This window comes from Sporosarcina jiandibaonis, assembly GCF_013184495.1.
Classification (GTDB): Bacteria; Bacillota; Bacilli; order Bacillales_A; family Planococcaceae; genus Sporosarcina; species Sporosarcina jiandibaonis.
Genome location: NZ_JAAOIY010000004.1, coordinates 165,111 through 186,954, shown reverse-complemented (window position 1 = coordinate 186,954; position 21,844 = coordinate 165,111). Strand labels below are relative to the sequence as shown.

Annotated in this window: 14 protein-coding genes and 1 pseudogene; 1 reads left to right on the top strand and 14 read right to left on the bottom strand. The window is 37.5% G+C overall.

Going from position 1 to position 21,844, the window contains the following annotated elements; all coding sequences use genetic code 11:
• Positions 1-196 precede the first annotated feature (196 nt).
• Complete coding sequence (locus G8782_RS12205; protein ID WP_172371537.1) at positions 197-1,546, top strand: Ig-like domain-containing protein; 1,350 nt, start codon at positions 197-199, stop codon at positions 1,544-1,546.
• Positions 1,547-1,697: 151 nt separating this feature from the next.
• Here G8782_RS12205 and G8782_RS12200 read toward each other — a convergent pair whose 3' ends face one another.
• From G8782_RS12200 to G8782_RS12135, 14 genes and pseudogenes are all read right to left on the bottom strand, one after another.
• The gene (locus G8782_RS12200) at positions 1,698-2,402 is read right to left on the bottom strand and encodes an SDR family oxidoreductase (RefSeq protein WP_172371535.1); all 705 of its coding nucleotides are present in this window, start codon (positions 2,400-2,402) and stop codon (positions 1,698-1,700) included.
• Positions 2,399-3,088, bottom strand: a complete 690-nt coding sequence (ispD, locus tag G8782_RS12195) for a 2-C-methyl-D-erythritol 4-phosphate cytidylyltransferase (protein ID WP_172371534.1) — start codon at positions 3,086-3,088, stop codon at positions 2,399-2,401. The genes G8782_RS12200 and ispD overlap by 4 nt, the downstream gene beginning before the upstream one ends.
• A gap of 23 nt (positions 3,089-3,111) precedes the next feature.
• Positions 3,112-4,818, bottom strand: a complete 1,707-nt coding sequence (locus G8782_RS12190; protein WP_172371533.1) for a CDP-glycerol glycerophosphotransferase family protein — start codon at positions 4,816-4,818, stop codon at positions 3,112-3,114.
• Between the two features lie 46 nt (positions 4,819-4,864).
• The gene (locus tag G8782_RS12185; RefSeq protein WP_172371532.1) at positions 4,865-6,022 is read right to left on the bottom strand and encodes a CDP-glycerol glycerophosphotransferase family protein; all 1,158 of its coding nucleotides are present in this window, start codon (positions 6,020-6,022) and stop codon (positions 4,865-4,867) included.
• Between the two features lie 355 nt (positions 6,023-6,377).
• Positions 6,378-9,296, bottom strand: a complete 2,919-nt coding sequence (locus G8782_RS12180; RefSeq protein WP_172371531.1) for a S8 family serine peptidase — start codon at positions 9,294-9,296, stop codon at positions 6,378-6,380.
• Positions 9,297-9,607: 311 nt separating this feature from the next.
• A complete protein-coding gene (locus G8782_RS12175) occupies positions 9,608-9,820 on the bottom strand; it encodes a DUF3006 domain-containing protein (RefSeq protein WP_172371530.1) in 213 nt (70 codons plus the stop codon).
• Between the two features lie 331 nt (positions 9,821-10,151).
• A pseudogene (locus tag G8782_RS12170) lies at positions 10,152-10,982 on the bottom strand (ComEC/Rec2 family competence protein); the annotation flags it as partial.
• A 341-nt stretch (positions 10,983-11,323) separates the two neighbouring features.
• Positions 11,324-12,145: a teichoic acids export ABC transporter ATP-binding subunit TagH gene (gene tagH / locus G8782_RS12165; RefSeq protein ID WP_172371528.1), complete on the bottom strand. Its 822-nt coding sequence runs from the start codon at positions 12,143-12,145 to the stop codon at positions 11,324-11,326.
• A gap of 18 nt (positions 12,146-12,163) precedes the next feature.
• The gene (locus tag G8782_RS12160) at positions 12,164-12,970 is read right to left on the bottom strand and encodes an ABC transporter permease (RefSeq protein WP_172371527.1); all 807 of its coding nucleotides are present in this window, start codon (positions 12,968-12,970) and stop codon (positions 12,164-12,166) included.
• Between the two features lie 9 nt (positions 12,971-12,979).
• Entirely contained in the window at positions 12,980-14,176 is a 1,197-nt protein-coding gene (locus G8782_RS12155; RefSeq protein WP_343035059.1) for a CDP-glycerol glycerophosphotransferase family protein, read from the bottom strand.
• 156 nt (positions 14,177-14,332) lie between these two features.
• Positions 14,333-14,737: a glycerol-3-phosphate cytidylyltransferase gene (tagD, locus tag G8782_RS12150; RefSeq protein ID WP_172371524.1), complete on the bottom strand. Its 405-nt coding sequence runs from the start codon at positions 14,735-14,737 to the stop codon at positions 14,333-14,335.
• A gap of 201 nt (positions 14,738-14,938) precedes the next feature.
• A complete protein-coding gene (locus G8782_RS12145; RefSeq protein ID WP_246231657.1) occupies positions 14,939-17,332 on the bottom strand; it encodes an SH3 domain-containing protein in 2,394 nt (797 codons plus the stop codon).
• 178 nt (positions 17,333-17,510) lie between these two features.
• Positions 17,511-18,572, bottom strand: a complete 1,062-nt coding sequence (locus tag G8782_RS12140) for an acyltransferase family protein (RefSeq protein ID WP_246231656.1) — start codon at positions 18,570-18,572, stop codon at positions 17,511-17,513.
• 216 nt (positions 18,573-18,788) lie between these two features.
• On the bottom strand, positions 18,789-21,725 hold the full coding sequence (locus tag G8782_RS12135; RefSeq protein WP_172371520.1) for a CDP-glycerol glycerophosphotransferase family protein: 2,937 nt from the start codon (positions 21,723-21,725) through the stop codon (positions 18,789-18,791).
• Positions 21,726-21,844 lie beyond the last annotated feature (119 nt).

The window sequence follows — 21,844 nt, the reverse complement described above, 5'->3', positions numbered from 1 at the left end:
TATAAAATACAAATTAAAGTAAAAAGTAGACCGCTAATTCGCAAATGAATTAGCGGTTTTTAAAATGCTTATGCATCAACGTTTGCAAATCGGAAAAGAAGAATTATAAATATTTTTATTGATAGACATGTTCATTATATATTGGAACATATAATTCTACTTAATGCCCTAATAAAGAGTGAGAGGAAGATTTGAATTGAAAAAGAAAATTATTAGTGTTGTAGCATCTGCCCTATTGATGACCACTGCTTTCTCTGGAAGTGTTTTTGCCAATTCTCTTGATCCATTGAAGAATAAAATTGAATTACCAGGCACAGAAGAGTCGAGTAAGGATTTTCGTAACTTTAACCCTGATCATTTTAAACTACCTCAAATACCTCAAACCCTCAATAAAAACGGAGTAAGCGGCTTTTCTTACAACAAGACTGCAGAGAGTGATATCCTTTATGAAACAGAACCGAATGATTATATAGAGGAAGCGAATAGCCTTCCAATGAACAAAGGCATGGTGGGTGCTTTCCAATGGGAAGAAGATATTGACCTTTATAAGGTAAAGGCTACATCCACTGATTACATGGTTGTTTTTGGCGCAACACTTGACGAGTATCCATATATGGGGCTTGCTTATGGCGTATTTGATTCCAACTTGGATTATGTTGAGCCGGAAGTATATGAATACGAGGACGAGAACGGTATCTATTTTCAAATTGTGCCTGTAAAGCCTGGTGATTACTATATCCTTGCAATGGATTATTATGAGCTTGGAAGCAATGAGCTTTATCTGCTTATGGCACAGATGCTAGATACTAAAGCCCCTTCTGCCCCTACCGTTAATGCAATTGATGATAATGATACTTCTATCTCTGGTATAGCGGAGAAAAATTCAACTGTTACCATCAAAAACGGTAGCACTGTATTAGGCAAGCCAAAAGCAAATAGCAGCGGCAATTTCAAGTTGACTATTAAAAAGATTAAAGCCGGTTCCAAGATCACTGCAACTGCAACGGATGAAGCTGGTAATGTAAGTAAAGCCACAACCGTTACTGTAAAGGATAAGACTGCACCAGGCGCACCGAAAGTGAACGCTGTTGATGACAATGATAAATCAGTATCCGGCAAGGCCGAAGCGAATTCCACCGTTACAGTAAAGAACGGCAAAAAAACACTGGGTTCGCCTAAAGTTGATAAATCAGGTAAATTTAAGCTAACCATCAAATCTGTTAAAGCTGGAACGAAATTGACATTCACTGCCAAAGATGCTTCAGGCAATGTCAGTAAAGCCACAACCGTCACTGTTGCCGATAAGACTGCACCGAGCCTCACCTTGAAAAACATCTACTCCACTACCAAAACTGCTACAGGTAAAACAGAAGCGGGAGCGAAACTTACTTTCAAGGTTGGCAAAACAACCATTGGTTCCGGTACAGCAAACGCTAAAGGTGATTTTAAAATCGCCATCAAGCGTCAAAAGAAAAACACAACAATCACTGTAACTGTTTCTGACAAAGCCAAGAATACGAAAAAGGTTACTACGAAAGTAAAATAATCTTATAGACAGTAAGGCTGTTTCCCTATACTAGGTGAAATGGCCTTTTTGGCGATTTCAACCGTCTTCCCTGAGCTTATGAATCGCTTAACTAACTCCTTGGCAAAATAAAACACGCCCTATGTGTAATTTTACATTGGGCGTGTTGCGTTTATTTCACTTGTTTCCTTACAACCATATTCTGTCCGTCCAGACAGTGTTCGGACATTCGCATGAGGTTGCCGATTACTTTGGCGACGTGCGCCGGTTGCATGATGGTTGTTGGATCTTCTTCGGGTGCTAACTTTTTTCGTAAATCGGTTGCGGCGCGCCCCGGAGAGATACAATATACGAGGATATTATATTCCGATAGTTCCTGAGCGAGCGTTTCTGATATGCTGATGACTGCCGATTTGGATGATGCGTAAGAAAGCCAACCGGGTCGCGGCGTCATGCCTGCTGTTGAAGCAACATTCAATATTTTCGATTGCTCGTTTTGCTTCATATACTTTACGCATTCTTTCGTCATTTCGACTAATGAAAAGACGTTGATTTTATAGGTTATTTCCATGCTATCTAGTGTTGTATCTAGGAGTGATTTGGGATCTGTATAACCTGCTATGTTTAATAGCCAATCGATTGATCCGAATTCATCGTATATTTCTTTCACCATACTCGGAATTCCTTCCTGTGATGAAAAATCATAGACAATCGCACGCGCGCGTACCCGTGGATTTAATAAACCTATCGTTTCTGAAAGTTTCACTTCATCTCGAGCGATTAATACAATATTATCTACCTCTGGATTGTTACTCATTTCAATTGCCGCAGCTCGACCAATTCCACGGCTTGCCCCCGTCACGATAGCTGTTGTCAATTCGTCTCACTCCCCAATACGTATTCGCGGTAAATGGTTTCCCCTATCACTAAGTCGATTGGATACGTTATTTTCATATTGTGAACTGTGCCTTCTAGTATCTTTACGGCATCATTTGGATAGTATTCGAAAAAGAGACTTGCGTCTTCGGTAAATTTCTTGTTATTAGCATGAGCTTGTTCAAACGCGTCTAGTAATTTATCTCTATTAAACTTTTGAGGCAGTTGCACATTCACGAGTTCCTCGCGATCTAATGTTTCGTCAATTTGGCCATTGCCTTTTAATACAGTAAATGGAATTTCAACGCCGTAAATCGCGTTTTCACTTTCTTCAAGTGCTAGTCGTTCGAATTCATTAATTTTCACAAAAGGTCGTGCTGCTTCGTGAATCATGACACTACCATTCTCACAAACTTGTATGCCATTCCAAGTCGATTCTTGTCGTGTTTTACCCCCTTTGACTAGCTTGTAATTCAACTGCGGGCAATGGTTTTTGATTAGTCGCGCGATATGTTCCATATACTCTTCCGTGCAACAGATCACCACTTCACTAATTTCTTTCACCTTGGCTAATCGTTCCAATGTGTGAATAATAATCGGTTTGCCGCCCAAGCTTAAATATTGCTTCGGAACACTATTTTCCATTCTCGAACCTGATCCACTGGATAACAGAACTAATGAAATCATATGTCCACCCCTTTTTATTTTCCCTATAGAAGCTTTTGTCTAGGTCCCCGCGGTATTTCTTCCGGAAACTTGTCTAAAATCAACCAATCAATGACACGGTCAGTCGAATTTGAATCTTGGTATTTAAAATACTTATCCCGAAATTGTTGTACTTTATCCATCTCGTAATCTTGTTCTACTAATGCTTTCATGAGCTCATTGAAATTCATGACGATTTTTCCCGGGACAAAGTCTTGAAACCCTTCATAAAAATCACGACTTGAAATATATTGGTGGAAATCAAATGCGTAGAAAATCATTGGTTTATTCAATAATGAGTATTCGAAAACGACCGATGAATAATCCGTAATGAGAACATCTGAAATTAGTAAAATATCATTTATTTCCCGGTAATTAAAAGCATCAATGAATACATCTTCATATTGTTCGGGAATTTCAATTTTCTCCCGGACGAACGGGTGCAGTTTGAAGATAATGACTGAGTTATTTTCTCGAGCATAGTTCGCAAGACTTTCAAGATGGAGTTGGTACAGCGGATAATAGGCTGTTTTTGGTCCACTTCCCCGAAAGGTTGGTGCGAATAAAATGACGTTAGCGTTCTTTGCTTTCGGAAATGCCTTGTACATTTTATTTCTAATCTTCTCTTTATATGCCTCGTCGAAGAAAGGATCAATTCTTGGTATTCCGGTCGGGTAGACATCAGCTTCTGCCATGCCAAAGGCTTCTGCATAAAATGGAATCGAATGTTCCGAAGCGACGATCGCACTTGTGTAAATTTTATGAGAGTTGGCATTGATAGTCGGCCCCCCCGGTTTGCCCACTCGTGAATACCCGACAGTTTTAAAAGGTCCCGATGCATGCCATAGCTGGATGATGTTTTGCGACTTATCAAATTCAACGTTATAAAGCATCGGGTGAAAATCATCTAACAGGATAGTTTTCGATGTAGCAAGATAATAAGGTAGCTTGAACTTATCAAGGAAATTTCGTCGCCTCGTAATGTTTTCTTTAAACATCATTTTCATTTCGAACTTTTCATCTAATTTTCGTTCGATTATTTTATCGTAAACGAACTTCAAATTCCCTCCGATTACTGCTCTTGAATCCGATGTGAAAAGGATTTGCCTGTTTTTTATTCCCACAAGTCGGCCAGACATTTTGTAGATTAAATCGAATATTTTTTGTCGGAACCTCAAGCTCCGTTCATTCCGTTTTTTTCGATATATTTCCCGAGAAATTTCACGTGGTGTTCTTAAATGTTCGCCTTTGTTATAGATTGCGAGATAGAATAATTTATTCCCATCGTTGGCCATCGGACGAACACTATAATAGTTTTCGGAATGTGGATTGAAGACTTTTCGGTAATGGTTCATATTATGATCACGGTCTGTCGTGACGAAGTCTATGAGTGAAGTCGCGGTTGTCGCGATTGATACGTCTTCGGTGGATCGATCTTTTACAACAATCACCCATCGTCCAGAAGGTACGGGTTTTTGATTTTCCCAAGCGACTGAAAGATTAATGCGTAAGTGAACAAACTCGCCGTTCTGCTTAACTTGTCGAAAATAAACAGTTCTTTCCGTTTGCGGGTGAAATAAGTAAAAATCTAAGGTGTCTGAAGGCGCTTGTCCCAGTGATAATGTCAGGTAAAGCTGAACGCGTTCCCATTTAATGCTTACTAGTTTTAAAGGATATTGAGACGTGTCAAGATAATAATCTGGATTAAACAAAAATCTTTCCCCCATTTCATTTACCCAGAGAATTATTGAGTCAATTTTACTGAAAAATCGACTGGATGATTCTCTTTGATGATTGTCCATCCTGGTATTTGAAGTTTTTCTCTTTTAATCGCCTTACTTCGGCTGTGTCTTTGTCATCCGAAATAATCCAATCGACTAATTCGCTCTCTTTTTCAAAATAAGTGGCAGGCAGCAATTGCTTAATGTCGACATAAAAACCTCTTTGTTTGTTGTATTTCTCGTAATCATAGCAAAACAACGCGATTGGTTTTTCTAGAATTGCAAAATCATAAATGACGGATGAGTAATCCGATATTAGCGCGTCAGATATCATGAGAAGTTCTTCGATTGTGTATTCGTTGCGGTTCCAGAACACTGTATTTGCGTCTATGTTTTTCATGTATTCTTCGTTTTCATTCATATAAGGGTGCAGGTTTAATAGTAAAACCTTGTTTTTTGCTCGAAGATGTGGAACTAGTTTTTGTATATCTAGTTGCGGAATGTATGGAGCAGGATCGGTACTTTTCCCTCTAAATGTTGGCGCGTAAAGAATGAGTTCTTTATTTTCGAACTGCGGATGTTTTGTCAGAAATTGATGTTTTTTTGTAATGTCGTGTACATTTGCAAAAAGGATGTCCGTTCTTGGTGAACCGATTGCGTGAATTTTCTTCCTATCCATCCCAAAAGCTTCTTCATAGTAATCGATTTCTGAATCTGAATTAACGACAACTACGTCATAATTGCTGTGAATCGGAACTACTTTAATATAACTTTCGTTCGGACCATCGGGATGCCCTCTCAAACTATAGCCAACACGCTTTAAAGGACCCGATGCATGCCAAAGTTGAACCACTTTTGTCTCTTTTCGCACACGAATGAAATATAATGGCAAATAATAATCATCTAGAATAAATATTTTAGATGTTGCTAAATAGTAGTATTCTTTCATTAATTGCCGAATGGGCTTAACCAATTTGCGGTTTTCGGTTGTTAAAATTACATATTCAAGGTCCGGTTTCTCAGCTACAATTTCCTTATACAAATAATAGAGATTGTCTTTTAACTCGGAATGGCGCGGTGTCATAAAGACCACCCGATTTTTCTTAAACGCAAATAAAATACACATTAATCGATAAATCACAATTGATGTGACTTTCAGCATAATCGTTATGAGTAGTTTAAGTTTACTTTTCACTTTTATCTCCTGTCGCGTGATTGTTTTTTGAAGATTTTATCTAATTCCCTTTTTCAGTTATTACTTTCGACGTGTGAATAAGGTATTCCTTTAATTTATGGTTAGTTTAACCAATTTTAAAAAATTTCTTTCATGCATTGGGTAGAGAATTGGGAGGAGTCCGTTAATAATGCGGAGATCATTCGTGATTAAGTGGACATAGGCGGCGGTTTTAGCCGTTTGGGCGGACATTATTAGAGATTGAGCGGACATAATGCTTTATTGAGCGGACATAATCGGAGATTGCGGGGAGAACCTGAAAAAGACCAACCAGCTGTTGTTACACCAGCTGGTTGGTCTCTGTATTTGGGAACGCTTATTTTCTTTTATATTTTTTCACAGTCACTTTTGTCATCTTGCTTTTGTTTCCGGCTTTGTCTTTGGCTGATATCGTGAGGACAGAGTTGGCTTTTTGTTTCTTAATCTTCACTTTGAATTCACCTTTGCTGTTCGCCTTTTTTGAACCGATTTTTTTGCCTTTACGTGTGACAGTCACCGTCGCATACGCTTCAGTTTTCCCTTTTATCACCGTATCATTTGTTGTTACGGCATTAACCTTTGGGGCCTTTGGCGGAATTTTGTCTTTTACAACGATCTTGGTGGCTTTGCTTTCTCTCTTCGCCAGGTCGGTTGTTGTGACATATAGTGTAGTGCCGGCTTTTTGTTTCTTGATTTTGATTTTGAAGTCGCCTTTGCTGTTCGCGGTCCCAGAAGCGATGACTTTCTTGGATTTGTTTTTTATTTTCACTTTTAATCCTGCTGCTGTTTTCCCTGTGACAACAGTTGACTTATTGCTTACAGCATTTACCTTTGGCGCAGATGGGGGTGTCCCTTTTTCCACAATGATTTTTAACGACGTCTTCGCCGTTCCTTCCTCATCTGAACCTGTTTCTTTCACATCTGATCCAGTTACGTGAAGTAGGCTGCCGGCGGGTTGCACTTTTTTGATATTTGCAGTGAATTTACCATTGGAATCAGCTTTGGCCTCGCCCAATACATCATTTCCTTTTTTCACTTCGATGTGTGATCCTTTTTTGGCAGTACCAGTTACAGTAATTTTATTATCCTTTAACGTATTGACCTTTAATTGCAAATCAACGGCACTGACTGCGCTGAAGGCATTAAGCCTTCCCCCGCCTGAAACAAAATCATGCCCAGGTTGCTGGTTGCAAGGAATGATTTCATAATTACTGTTGTAGCATTCCATATATCTATTGTCGGTTTCTTCAAAAGCCACATTATTTGCTGTGTCCAATAAAATTTTCTTGATTTCTTTCGGCTTCAGTTTCGGATTTTGCGACAATAGCAATCCCGCAACTGCTGTTACATGTGGTGTTGCCATGGATGTTCCCGACAAGTAAGTGACATTGCCGTCCGGGAGTAAGCTTGGAATGTCCGAACCGGGAGCGACTAATGCCAATTCTTCCCCATAATCAGAGTAATCCGCTACTAGGTCGAGTCGGTTTGTTGAACCTACTGCTATCGCGTACTTAGAGGAGGCTGGATAAGACACTTCCCCCATCCCATTGTTCCCGCTGGCTGCTACGATAGTGACGTTTTTAGCTGCTGCATATTGCAACGCATACTCAATCGTTCGGCTATAGTATCCGCCAAGGCTAAGATTGATTACTTGCGCGCCTTGATCTGCCGCATAAATAATACCCAAGGCCACTTGATCTGTTTCTCCCTCGCCGAATTCATTGAGCACTTTAACTGGCAGTATTTTTGCGTTGGGATGGATTCCTGCCATCGAGTAGCCGTTGTCCATATTCGCTGCGATAATGCCAGTGACGTGCGTGCCATGCCCCTCATCGTCATTTGCATCATTATTGCGTGCGACGAAGTTTTTCCCGAGGTCTGTCCGGACTTTTCCTTTTAAGTCCGATAGGGAACTGTCTACACCTGTATCAACCACCGCAATCAAAGTTTCTTTCAAATCCCGTTGTTTCAACAACTTTTGCAGCGGGGAATGTTTAATATCTGCACCATGCTTGCCGCCATATTGTCCTGTATTGCTTAATGACCATTGGTGCAGATATTGTACATCATTAGATAAAGCATGATATTTTCTGACAGGCTCGATAAATTCAACTTCGGGCAGCTTCTTCAGCTTGTCTATCAAAGCCTTGTGAGACTCGTTATCTAAATTGGCAACATATATATCATTAAATAACTCTGGGCTTGATGTTAAAGCTGATACACTCTTTTTTCCAAAGCCTTGAGCAGATACTTTTTTGGATAACGTTTTGATGTCTATTCCTTTTTCCATTTTAATAATCAATTTGTTTGTATCTGTATCGAGCAGACCGCGATCATTCAATATACTTTTTAAAGTTTTTCCTGCTAGCTGTGATAGATCTTTTTCTGAAACAATCTGGTTTATCTTATTTTCCAAAGTGTCAGGGACACTTTGTATAGTAATGTCGTATAAGTTCTTTATCGCTTGCTGATCCTCATTCGTTAATCGATAGGATGTGTTTTCCCCGTTTTTTGCAAGGTCCTGAAACAACGGTTTCAATTGAACCAAATTTTGATAGACATCATCCTTTGTCTTTTTATCAAAAATCATATCGGCAACTAGATATGGAGCGGCATTGTAATACAGCGTGGTTAATTCTTTACCTTTATCCGATTTTTTTAGTAATCCGTCCCTCACTTGATGCAGCGCAGTTATGATTTCAGCTGCTGACTTTTTCTGGGAGGTACTTAATATCACAGGACAAGTCTCCTCCTCCTGGTAACCGGAAGGGGGGAGATTGAGAGTCTCATAACCAATTTGATAATCCGTTGCTTCTTGGCTTTCTTCTGGATCCATTTCACCCATATACGCTACCTTGATGTAGTAAGGGCCCTCCCATGCATAAGGAAAATCCAGTTGAGCATGTTGTTCCCCAGAGTTAAATGCATAATACCTTGCAAATGTGTCATCCTTGCTCGCCTTTTCCTCGCTCGAGTAAATCTTGACCTCAAGGTCTGCTTCACCGGACACTGTAAGTCTCATATGCGTGTTTGCAGTTATTTCATCATTTGACGGTGTGACTTCATACCAGTGGACATCTTCCGTTTGATCAAAAGTTTGATTAAGTGTTTCTCCTTTATTTAGTAAAGTAGGGTTATCTAACGATTCTTTAACTACTTCAGTACGGGTAAAACCAGTTTCGGGTAAAAATAAACTGAAAGATAATGTACATACAAGAAGCATTACAACAAGTCTATTAATCTTTTTCTTGATCACGCAACCAACCCCCTATTATTGTAAAAACATGCCATCTTTTTTTACTCTTAATACAATTCCGTAACGTATCCTTCTCCTCTCTTGTCTATACGCTTTAGAATATTATCTCACGAAAGCTATTGAAGTAAAGAACTATTCCTAATTATGGGAATATAAATCGTTCGACAAATTGTGCGGGTCCCCGTCCGCCGCACCGATTGTATCCTTTCTGACCAAGTAATGGTCCGTATCTAGGGTATGCGATGGGTTATAAAAATGGAAAAGACCAACCAGCTATTATAACTAACTGGTTGGTCTCTGTATTTTCTATCTTAATCTTCCCATACATCGTCCATTAGTTCTTCAATTTCTTTTCTTAATTGTTCAGTCTCATCTTTTAAAATTGTAACCTCATTACCTTCAATTCTAACAACATCTCCGGCAACTGCATCTATTGGAAATATGGCTCTCTCAAAATCTTTTGTTTCACCATCAATTTCAACAACTGCCCAATTATCTTCGAATCGATCAATGATTCCCTTCATGAAAACACCTTCCTTATTTCGGTGTAAACGAAACCTGGCTTTTATAGATTTTTCCTTTATATGTTGAGGTGACGTCAACTTTCACAGTATAACCTTTTGCTGCTCTTCCTATTTTCACGGGTAGCGTTTTTCCGACGGTTCCGTTGTATGTCGTTTTTGTGCTTTTGTAATTAAAGACCGCTGTGTACTTAGTTCCAGTCGGAAGACCCTTAACCGTTAAATTGACTGTTCCATTTTGTTTTGGAGTTTTATTATCTAAACTTGGTGTCAACTTATATGAAACAGCTGAGGCCGTTGAACTTTTCGGTTTGGCGGCAGTTTGAAACTTTATTGTCTTCCCATTGGAAGTAGCTTTAACCGTTCCTTGTGTATCCGTGCGATACACCTGTGCTTTAGCATTTTTGAGACGTTTCAGAGTTTCTGGCGTCGGGTGTTTATATCGATTACCTTTTCCTACGCTGATCACAGCATATTTCGGTTTCACTGCGTTTAAAAACTTTTCAGATGTGGAGCTTTTTGCTCCGTGGTGGCTCACTTTTAACACATCAACTTTTGACAAGACTTTATTAGCAATCATGTCATTTTCGGAACGTGTTTCAGCATCGCCAGTGAATAAGAAAGTGTTTTTGTTGTATTTCAAGTGCAGAACGGCGCTCCAATTGTTTAAATCACTAGTCGCGTAGCTTTTTACGGGAGCGAGAAATTTCATAGCAATTAATTTGTCACCTACTGGCAAATTAACGCCCATTTTAGCCGTTTTGATTTTCACTTTTTCTCTTTTAACAGCCAATAAGAAATCTTTATATGCTTTTGTTGTGTGCGAAACTTTTGGAGCATATACATTTTTCACCACGAATGCATCGAGAACTTCATCGAGACCTCCGATATGATCAGCATCTGGGTGTGTAGCAATCATGACATCAATCGTTTTCACCTTTTGCTTTTTCAGATAGGCAACTACGTCATGACCTTTGGCTTTGTTCCCAGCATCGATTAGGATGTTTTTTCCGTTAGGCGTTTTAATATAAATTGCATCACCTTGTCCAATATCGATATAGTGGACGACTAAATCCTTTGTTGCTGCACTCGTCGTTTGTGTTCCAAATAACAGTGAAATGAATAACGCGGCAACAATCCCTAAAATCCCAATCTTATGTTTCATTTTTTATCTCCTTTAGGATAAAAATAATCCGTGCTTGTATTCTTAATTTATTTTAAAGGTAAAAACTAGCAAACTACTCCAACTAGATTCTTGATTATTTCGACTAACTTTATTCCACCGCCTCCCTCGGCACAAGTATATGGAATATACAAGAGGCCTCCAAATTTTCACTATGATACAAGTATATTGTAGCACGTGTCCAAAAGTTTCCATATACTTATTTATATCAAAATGAAAAATATTTTAGACCAAAAAACAAGCACTTGAATAATGGTTTGTTCAAGTACTCATGTTTTATTAAGCAAACAAAAAAAGCATAAGAGGAAGTCCTCTTACACTTTTCATTTTGTTTCTAATTTAATATCAGCTTTGCTATTGAGTCTTCGGGCCATTCCTTCATCACGGTGTTTCTTTTTCTCTTTTTTACTCATCTTTCCGTATTCCTTAAGGAAATTATCGTAATTTTTAAGGACTTCTGCTGCATCTCCGTACTCTTTCAATACGCCGTATTCAAGCCATAAGACCTTTTCACAAAACTGTTTCATCTGCCCAATTGAATGACTGACGAAGAACATTGTTTTTCCTTGTTCTTTAAATTCATGCATCTTTGCCAAACTTTTTTCAGCGAAAGCTTTATCGCCAACAGATAATGCTTCATCAATAATTAATATATCGGGATTGACTCTTACTGATATTGAAAATCCGAGTCGTGACTTCATCCCGCTGGAGTAGGATTTCACTGGTTGATCAATAAACTTTTCCAGTTCAGCGAACTCGATAATTTCATCTTCCATTTCCAATATTTCTTTCTTGGAAAAACCGAGCATCAATAATTTCAACTCAATATTTTCTCGTCCAGTAAGTTTATTATCTAGCCCCGCATTCACGGCGATTAATGCAACATCACCATCAATTTCTATTGAGCCAGATGTTTTAGGAACGATTCCTGCAATCAGGTTTGCAAGGGTTGATTTCCCAGAGCCGTTAACTCCGACAAAACCGATGATATCGCCTTTTTCAACTTCAAATGACACATCTTTCAATGCGAAGAAAGATTCCCCGTATTCTTTATGGGGGAGAAGCAAGTCAAGAATACGCTCTGACTTGTTCGCGAACAACTTATATTCTTTCGATAAATCTTTAACAACAACTGATTTTGACATTTAAATTCACTTCCATACTTACAGAAAGTCGATAAACTGACTTCTGAACTTTACGTGCAAATAAGATCCAATTATGAATAAGACAAGCACTAATCCACAAAAGTACAGTGTGTACATTGGATTCTCTAAGAAATACCAACTTTGTCCTAATAACGTATTTCTATACCCTTCAATAATAAAGTAGAAGGGATTGAGTTTTAACCACGGTTGCCAACTTTCAGGAAGCAAGGTTGGCGGCCAAAGGATTGGCGATAAATACAACAGCATTCTCATCGTAGCTTGCAACATCATCGCAACGTCACGAACAATTGTTGCAAGTGTTGATGTGATCAGCGACAAGCTAAATAGTAAAGCTACAGCTGCAGCAGTGTAAATCGGTAATTGCAAATAATAAATAGATATCGGATACCCCATAAATTGCAAGATAATGATGCCAATCCCCAATAAAAACAGATGCGGGTAAAATTGCGAGACTACAATGTAGTTTGGAATCACACTCATTGGAAAATTCATCTTCGATAACATTCTTATTTTTTGATAAATCGACCTAGTTGCCTTCATTAGCCCTTGGTTCAGAAAGAACCAAACTAAAATCCCTGCAAATAACCATTGAAAATATTCAACATCCCCAATTGGTTCTCGTTGTCTTATCCCAAAACCAAATACAAACCAATAAATCATTATTTGAATGGCTGGGTTTATGATCTCCCACGCCGCGCCTAGATAATTTCCGCTCGTTTGGCTTTTTATTTCATACCAAGAGAGCCTTCTCAGTAGATGGAAATTCTTTATTTGTTCTTTCAATACGATGATTGAAGATTTCATATATCTTCCTCACTTGCCTTTTATCATTTTATCTCGCAACAAACGTTTAACGACTCGCTCTGTAGCCTTACCATCTTCCAGGTAACAGAAACGGTCACGGAAAGCTTTATACGCTTCTGGTGAAGCATGTCCGTTTTTCAACGCATATTCAATCGCTTCAAATAAGTCTTTCTCATTTTCAACAATTGGTCCCGGTGCATCTTTTTCAATTTCGAAATAAAAACCTCTTAGACGATCTCGATAGTCTTCGATGTCGTACATATAAAAAATAATCGGTCGATTCAAACCTGCATAATCGAAAAAGACCGAAGAATAATCCGTAATTAGTATATCACTAACTAAATACAAATCTGCAATATCCGGATAGGAGGAAACATCTTTCACAAAATCACCGTATGCCGTGAAATCAAAGTTTTCGGCCACGAGATAATGCATTCTAGTAAATAGGACGAACTCGTCTCCAAAACGTTCCTTCATCTTATCCAATTCAAATTGAAATGTAAATTTATATTGTCCTACCTTGAAATAATCATCGTCCCGCCAAGTAGGTGCGTAGAGAATAATCTTTTTATCCTTTGGAACGTTAAGATTCTCTTTAATGTCAGCAATTTCGTTTTCACCAGCAGTATACAGTTTATCGTTCCGTGGATAGCCGCTCTCTATAACTTCCCCATTAAAGCCAAATGCACTCCTGAATATTTCACTAGAATAGTTGTTAGGAGAAATGAGGTATGACCAATTTTTTGATTCTTTAAGTATATCTTCTTTATATGTTTTTTTATTTGAGCCTGGAATATGAACTTCATCAATATCAAGCCCCAACTTTTTTAAAGGAGTTCCATGCCATGTTTGTAAATATATTGTCCCTTTAGGTCTCGGCATCCAAATGGGCAACCGCACATTGTTAACCCAGTACTTCGCCCTCGGTTTTGTTAAAAACCATTTCAGCGTAAAGCGTTTGACGTATGGAATTTCATGTGCATTAAAAAGAGATTCGCTCCCGCGGTCAATACTCCATACTAATTCATAGTTTGAGTGTTTTTGCGCTAGATATTCATAAATTGAACGGGGACTATCACTATACTGTTTTCCGTGAAAGCTTTCAAAAATTATCAAGTCCTTCTTTTTTGGCAATAAACCAAGTACTAGAAAGGTAATTTTAAAGAGCAATAGAGTTACTTTGGATTTTTTGATTTTCGTTAACACGTATAATCCCTCAATTCCGACCTTGTAAATCGCAAAGCTAATTATATCAGAGAATATCTGATGTTTCATACATAAGTATTAAAGGTTTTAGCTTCAGAAAAAAACAAACCGCATCTCCGTCGCTTCCGAAAAAGTAACGAGGATACGGATAGATTTCTATTGATTGGCCTTTTTTACTTTTGTTAAGTCTTGCTTAATCTTAGTTGTCGAAATGCCTACAGTTCTAGGAAGATAGATAACTTCACAGTGTTCTTCCAGGAAGTCGAATTTCCCTTTCCAATCGTCACCCATTACAAAGACATCAACTTCATGATCTTTTACATCTTGTATTTTTTGTTCCCATGTATGTTCAGGAATTACTTCATCGACATAACGAATTGCTTCGAGAATTAATTTACGTTGTTCAAAGCTATAGTAAGCTTTCTTTCCTTTTAGCGCATTGAATTCATCAGATGAAATTGCAACAATTAAATAGTCGCCGTATTCTTTCGCGCGACGCAGAATATTTATATGGCCTGTGTGTAGTAAATCGAATGTTCCGTATGTGATAACTTTTCTCACGTTTTAAACCTCCGTTAGTAAGTATGAGTTTCGGAATATATATCGTTATTAGTAGTTTATTAAATGATATTGGAATTTGGTATATTAACATACATTCTTTATTATACATGAATTCTCCAGTAATTCATATAGTACTAATTTCCACCATAATCCGACAAAAAAAGGTCATATGCGATTACAATCGCATATGACCTTAGGATATTAGTTATTGATTTTTATATATTCTGTTCCGGTTTTCCCGCCGCTTACCCAAGCTTGTTTGCCATTGTATGAAATTTGGTACCATTCGTTGCTTCGGATTAGGTTGTTGTTCTTATCCAAAGTTCCGGCTAAAAGAGTACCGCTGTTCACACGCGCAATCGGCGTATTTGATGTCTTCGGTTCTGGGCGAATCGCTAATGTCGCACTGCCTGTTGATACTTCTAGTAAATTCAACAATGTTACATAGTCGCCATGGACCCAACCAGTTTTCCCATCATACTTTATCTTATACCAAGTTCCGTTCGTGCCGAACATCTCGATTTTAGAGCCGTTTGGAATACTTCCGAGAGTTTTCGAACTTGTACTTGGAGCTTCACGCAAGTTTAAATTATTTGGAGTTTTGGTCAACCCGTAAACTTCAGTTGGATAATCAATTGTGGTACCCGGATTCGGCTTCGGTGTCCCGCCATCGTAATAATCAGGATTACCCGATTTTGCTGGCTGATTAACATACTTCGGAACATCGTAAATTAATACATATCTATCTAACAAATCATAGATTCGTTTAATGTTAGAAGTTTGTTTTTGAGCCCAAGCAATATCTGTTGCATATTGTGGATGACCAGGATTAATAGGATTCCATCTCATTTTATACAGCGTATCTTGACCTCTCGCAATATACGTATTGATAAATCCTGCGCCGCCAATAATCGCTTCTTCTGGCGTAAACCATCCTTCTTCAAATGCTTTTTTTGCACCGCACTCTATAGGACAATTATCTACAGCACCGATCCCGTACATATTATAAACTGTAAATACAGCATCTTTTGGCGCAACGACTTTTCCTCTACCATCAACTGGAACTCCTTGCGCTAATGTAGATCGACCGTTGCCGGTTTCTAATAAAGCATGAGAAATTAAGTAAGCTTCATTGACGCCATACTTTGTACCTGCATCAATAAATGCTTGTGCATTACCTGTTAGCGTTCCATGATTATTTAATATCTTTTGGTTTACCTCAAGCGCATTCAAAGCTGCTGTTTGAGATAATACTAAAAACTGATAATAGTCGTTTGAATTGATATCAAAATTGGACGAGTTAATATAATACTCAACTTGCGGTCTTGAAGCATTTACCCAGCCGCCGCTTTTCCCGGAGACCTGAGGTGCTCTGCCCATCTGGATGTCGACAGCTCTTTTAAAATCTGTGCTATATTGCGTTGTTTTTGTAATCACGCGATCTGTACTTACATCTTTTTGATGTATGTATCCAGTGACTGACTTGCCATTTACTGAGACTGTCGTCGCGTACCAGTTCGGGGAAAAAGTTCTAAATTCCATGTAATGCCCCTTATTGTAGTTCCTTATTGCTCCTGAACTCTTGGCTGCTCTCGAATAAACATTTGTAGGCGATGCTACAGCAATTCCTCTAAGTGATTCGCTCTGATCAAAAACCCCTTCAACATGGCTTGTATGAATATAACCTTTTACACGCTTGCCATTTACAACAACAGTTGCTTCATACCAATTACTTGATAGAGTTTTGTATTGTAAAATTGACCCTTGCGCATAAGATTTATGTGCTCGTGCACTCGTTGACGGGGTTGCATAGACAGACGTTCTGTTTTGAAGACCGATTCCTCGTAAACTAATCTGATTCTCTACAGTCGCGTCAACATGGCTTTTATGGATAAAACCGGTTCTTGCTTTTCCGCGAACGTAAACAGTCGCTTTGTACCAATTACTCGTATAGTTTCTATACTGTAGAATTGTTCCGCCGTTATATGATTTTAATGCCGCGGAATTGGTCGAAGCTCTAGAGTAAACAGCTGTCGGGTTGAGGATAGCAAGTCCTTTCAAAACCTCATCGGATTCTACACCGTTTTCAACATGAGATTTATGAATATACCCTGGAGTTCGCTTTCCATTAATTATTACAGAGGTCTCATACCATTCACTGGAAAAAGTCTTGTAATATAGCAGAGATCCAATTGGATAGGTTTTCAATTTTTTGGAGCCTGTAGATGCAGTTGCATAAACGGCTGTGAAATCTTGCAAACCAATCCCTTGTAATAATGTTTGGGTTTCGACTGAAGTGTCTACATCAGCTTTATTGATAAATCCGCTGTGTTTTTTCCCCTTCACCGTAACTGTTGTCGTATACCAATCTGCAGAATACGCCCTGTACAGCATAATTGAGCCTTCGTTATACGACTTCAATACATTAGAGCCGGACTTAGCGTCATCATAGACGTTTGTCGGACTTTTCAGCGCCACACCTTTTAAGACTACAGATGCTTGCGCTGTGCTTCCTCCAATTGGAGCTAACACCAATGACAAGGTAATCATAAAAAAGCTAATAACAACAATTATTCTATTTTTAACACTACTCAAAAAACAAAACTCCTCCTTCATCTTATAATCTGGTTCTAGATTCATTATGGAAAGTAATACGCAATATGTAAAGGATTTTGTTAAAATTTGCAGATTTTTATCAAAACACGTTGTTTTTTCGCATTACAAAAGCGGGAGTTTGACTTAACTCCCGCTTGTTTTTTTAAAAAAAAACATTTTATTTGTTATCTAAATACTTTATTCTCCCTGTAAAGAACTGCGTAGGCTTAGTTTGATAAAATAGGAAAGCCCATCCTATCGAAGTTGAGATTGTCAGGAAAACCATTATGATAACGTAGCTGAAAAAGTTTTCGCCAAATGTCAACGACAGCTTTACGAAGTATGAAATAGTAATCATATGGGTTAAATAAATGAAAAATGAAAAGTGACTGATCATACCGAGCACTTTATTATTGAAATTAAACTTTCGAATTAACACGACTAACAAGAAGAAGACACACACTGCAAAAAGCATCATATCATATCGGTCACTAGATATTCTGGTATAATCTCGCACTTTAATATCATAAAGAATTATGGAGTATGAGAAAAGAGTGGCGACGATAGGAATCCAGATTTTATTATTTAAGAAATTAAAGATACGGTCATAGTATTGCCCGATATAAAATGCAGCAATGAAGTAGAATAGCCAAGAAAAAATATGTACTCGATACCAAAATGGAAATTTCGCTTCAATAAACTCTCCATACTCGGGAATATGTACATAAGAATATATATGTATGAATGAAATTATAAACGATAGCAGCAGTGGGCCTATCGGATTTATCTTTGATAAATATTTCCCTACTAACCAGTGGATAATGTAAAACTGGAAAATGACTAATACGAAAAATCCGTACCAATGGCCAAATATTACTTTATGCGTAAAGACCTCCAAAAAGGAATTCCAATCTCTTGCCGATGCTCGGTAACTCACGATTGCACCAATGAGAACATAAGGGATGAAAATATAACGCAATCTTTTTAGAAAGAATCCTTTCGGAAGCTTTTCTGGATAATTTTTAGATATTAGCGTTTCTGAAATTAGTATAAAAATCGGTGTGGAGCATAACAGCGCGTATCGTATAAGCACAATATATCGATCAGAAGTTAAATCCACATCGACATTTTTCAAATAGTTGGAAATAGCATGTGTGGCTACGACAAAAATACATGCGATTGCTCGTATTAGATTTATTTCATTTAAGTGTTGTTTTGGTGTATTCATTGGTGTATTCAATAGTATGTATTCTCCCTACAATTTTTGAAAAAGTCCGGTCATTATTATTGAGTACTTGTACAAGCATTATTCAAGTACCCGTTTCTTATACGATCCATTGATTTCCGTTTCGGGCGGATGCTTTCCCGCAGCAGTCGCCGCCCTACACTTCAATCAACTACTTTCATTAAACTGAGAAAGTTATTAGTTATTTACATTACACATTAGCCTAGATTATTAACGTAGGCTAATGATCTCGTTGTAAATTCTTTCGTTGTTGGATGCATCGATTTGGTCGAATACTAGGTGTTTTTTATCGGTAACTTCTTGTTTTTCTTCAAATTCGTTCACCAAGTAATATTCGATTGATTCGATTATTGCTTCTTCTGTTTTGCAAATATCACCTAAAAATGTTTCTTCGATAGGTCTTAAAATACCGTTTTTAAAGAATGTATCCGAATCGAAGTGGTAAAAAATAATCGGCTTGGACATGTAATTGAAATCAAATGACACGGAAGAATAATCTGTGATCATTAGCATGTTTTCAATTAATAAATCTTGAACGTTTTTTTCACCTAACTCGATAATAGAAACTCGGTCTGTTTCTAACTTCTCAAAATGCTCGATAAATTGTTGCATACGGTAATGCGGATAAACATTCAAATTTACGCTATGCTGGTTTAACAATTTCAAAAGTCGTTCATTTGATATTAAACCTTTATATCGCTCGAAATATTCCGATGCCATAAAGTCTTCTTCCGTATTTAACCATTCTCTCCAAGTCGGTATTAATAAAATAGATCTTTCTGCATTATTCTTTTCGAGTAATGCATCGAAACGGGATAGTCCGGTGACCATAACTTCCTCGTCATCGTAGCCGAATTCATCTATCACCATTTCCTTCTCAGATTGAGAACTAACGCAAAACATTTGAAACGGATCAATATAATAGTATTTATGATATTCAACGTTTTTTCGTCCAAGTACGCCGTGTTGGAGGAAAACTCTTTTCCCCTTCCTGTAATTGTCCATTACAGTGCTTTTCACAGGCAAAATATATTCTATATCATGTGAGCCAATAAAAGTCGTGGCGATTAATGATGTTTTTAAATGCTCCATAGATCCCAGAAGTAAAACGTTGCCTAAATCCTTAATATTTTTCAGGTCTGCCGAATTTTCATCAATTGCATAGTAAATCTTTTTTTCTGGATAGTTTTCTCGACAATATTTAAAGAAATGATACCCCGTGTCTTGCGCGGTATCCGGACGTTCTCCGATTATCCACACATCTTCGTTTCTATTTTTGAATCTGTCCATATGAACGCCGTACTTAATATATCGCATCATTTCTTTGGTATACGAATAGCTTTCGATTTTTATATTTCCTCGTGGTGTTAGCGTTAAATAGTTTTTATAGTATTGGTTATTTTGTTGATAAGAATACTTTAGGCGATAATCATCTTTATAGTATTTATAATTCTGTAATCCTAATTTTCGTTCAGCTACTTCATTTTTGTAATGAATTTGAATATACAAGTCCAGAATATCTTTACTATTTTGTTGGAGATCGCATATGCTTTCAAGCGGGATTTCTACATAGAACCCAGCATACTTATAGTCGAATCCCCCACCTGATAATTTCTTTTTGCTCGTTATATTTTCTAGAGGTATGTTCAACTCCGAATCGCTTTCTCTGTTCCTAATAACTAAGAAGCGATTCATCTTATTTTTCTTATTGAAGCTTATCGCCTCTAGGTATGCATAACCGCCCAAACATAACTTTTTATTTCTAATTCGATATGAACTTAAATCTCGATTTATCGTCAAAGAACTTAATGAGATCGACACATGACCATGACGTGTTCGATAAAAGAATATTTGATAGAGGTTTTCATCTTCAATTTTTTTACGGGTATCATATGCAAGCGAATCTGTTTCCTGATCTTTTTTAACACGGAAACGGAATAAATGGTCAGAGCCGCGGATATTAAGTTGCAAATAGACATCCCAACGATAATTCTCAAGTTCATCACTTGGTAAAAGGTCCTTGTAATCCAATTGAAAACTAAGATCATAGCCATTTTTCGATTCGTTCAAAGTGACAGGAAACGACGATAATTCGTCTGTATTTCTCTGCCTTAATATCAAGCAATATTTATTCTGCTTTTTATGTTTTGGTAAATCTTCTTTATTAATGACTCCTTGGAGCGAAACGATATCAGATTGAACTTTTCCAATCAAGTTTTGTACAAAGATATTCGATATTTTGCATTGAAGCGATAACGAATCTTTTTTTGTTCGGTAACTAATCAGTTGTCTAGATTCTTTTTCAGTTTCGCGAAACAACGGATCCGCATCAATCATTGCGTTCTCATGTAATTTCATCCTGAAAGTTCTTTCATCAGCTAATAGTAAATAATAGTCGTATATTCCTTTTAGCGACTCAAGTACATGAACATCCACTTTTGATTGCCATGAGTTCTCATTCAGCCATGTGATTGGAAATTCGTATTGTAGTGTTGATGCTCGTTTCTTCATTACTAATGAAACATATTTTTGCAATTCTCTAGTAACCTTAGCCGAACCTTCAATCAGAATACCTTCTGCACTATGAGAAACCCTATTTACATGGTTAGGTAACTTTTTTGAAGTAAAGGCATTTAACACGTTATTCATTTCATATAAATGTCCAGATTCATCGACTTTCATCGATGTGATACTTATGTTTCCGTATTTAGTGATGTATGGTTGAATTGTTAGTTCATGATTATTTTCTGTGATAGAATGTTTTTGTAGTTCAATTTGGGCTTTAGCTTCAGTCGATAAACGGATTTCAAAATTATTTATAGCTACGAAAAAACTCCATTTGCCTAGTTCTTTTTCCATTAAGCTAGTTATTTCTGTCAGATTTACTTCAGCAATTAACTCATTATCCTCAGTGAGCGTGCAATTAAATTTATAAGTCTTATTGGAGTTATGCATGTCTTTCACAATAAATCTGTAATTGCTATCGTTATTTTTCACTCCGCGACCATTTAATCTCACTTGCATCAAATTGCCAATAAATTTTAGTGAAGACACTTTAATATCGCCGATTGTCAAATGACGAACTTGGTTGTTCATGATTCTTAGTATTTTCTTAGCTTTTTTTACTATGCTTCGTCTGCGTATCATGTTCATCCTCCTATAATTCCCCAAGACAGAAATACCAATTAACTATTTATTCGCTGATCATGATTATTAAATATTAATGATATACTTAATTCACTTTTATTTTACTCATAAGAGAATAA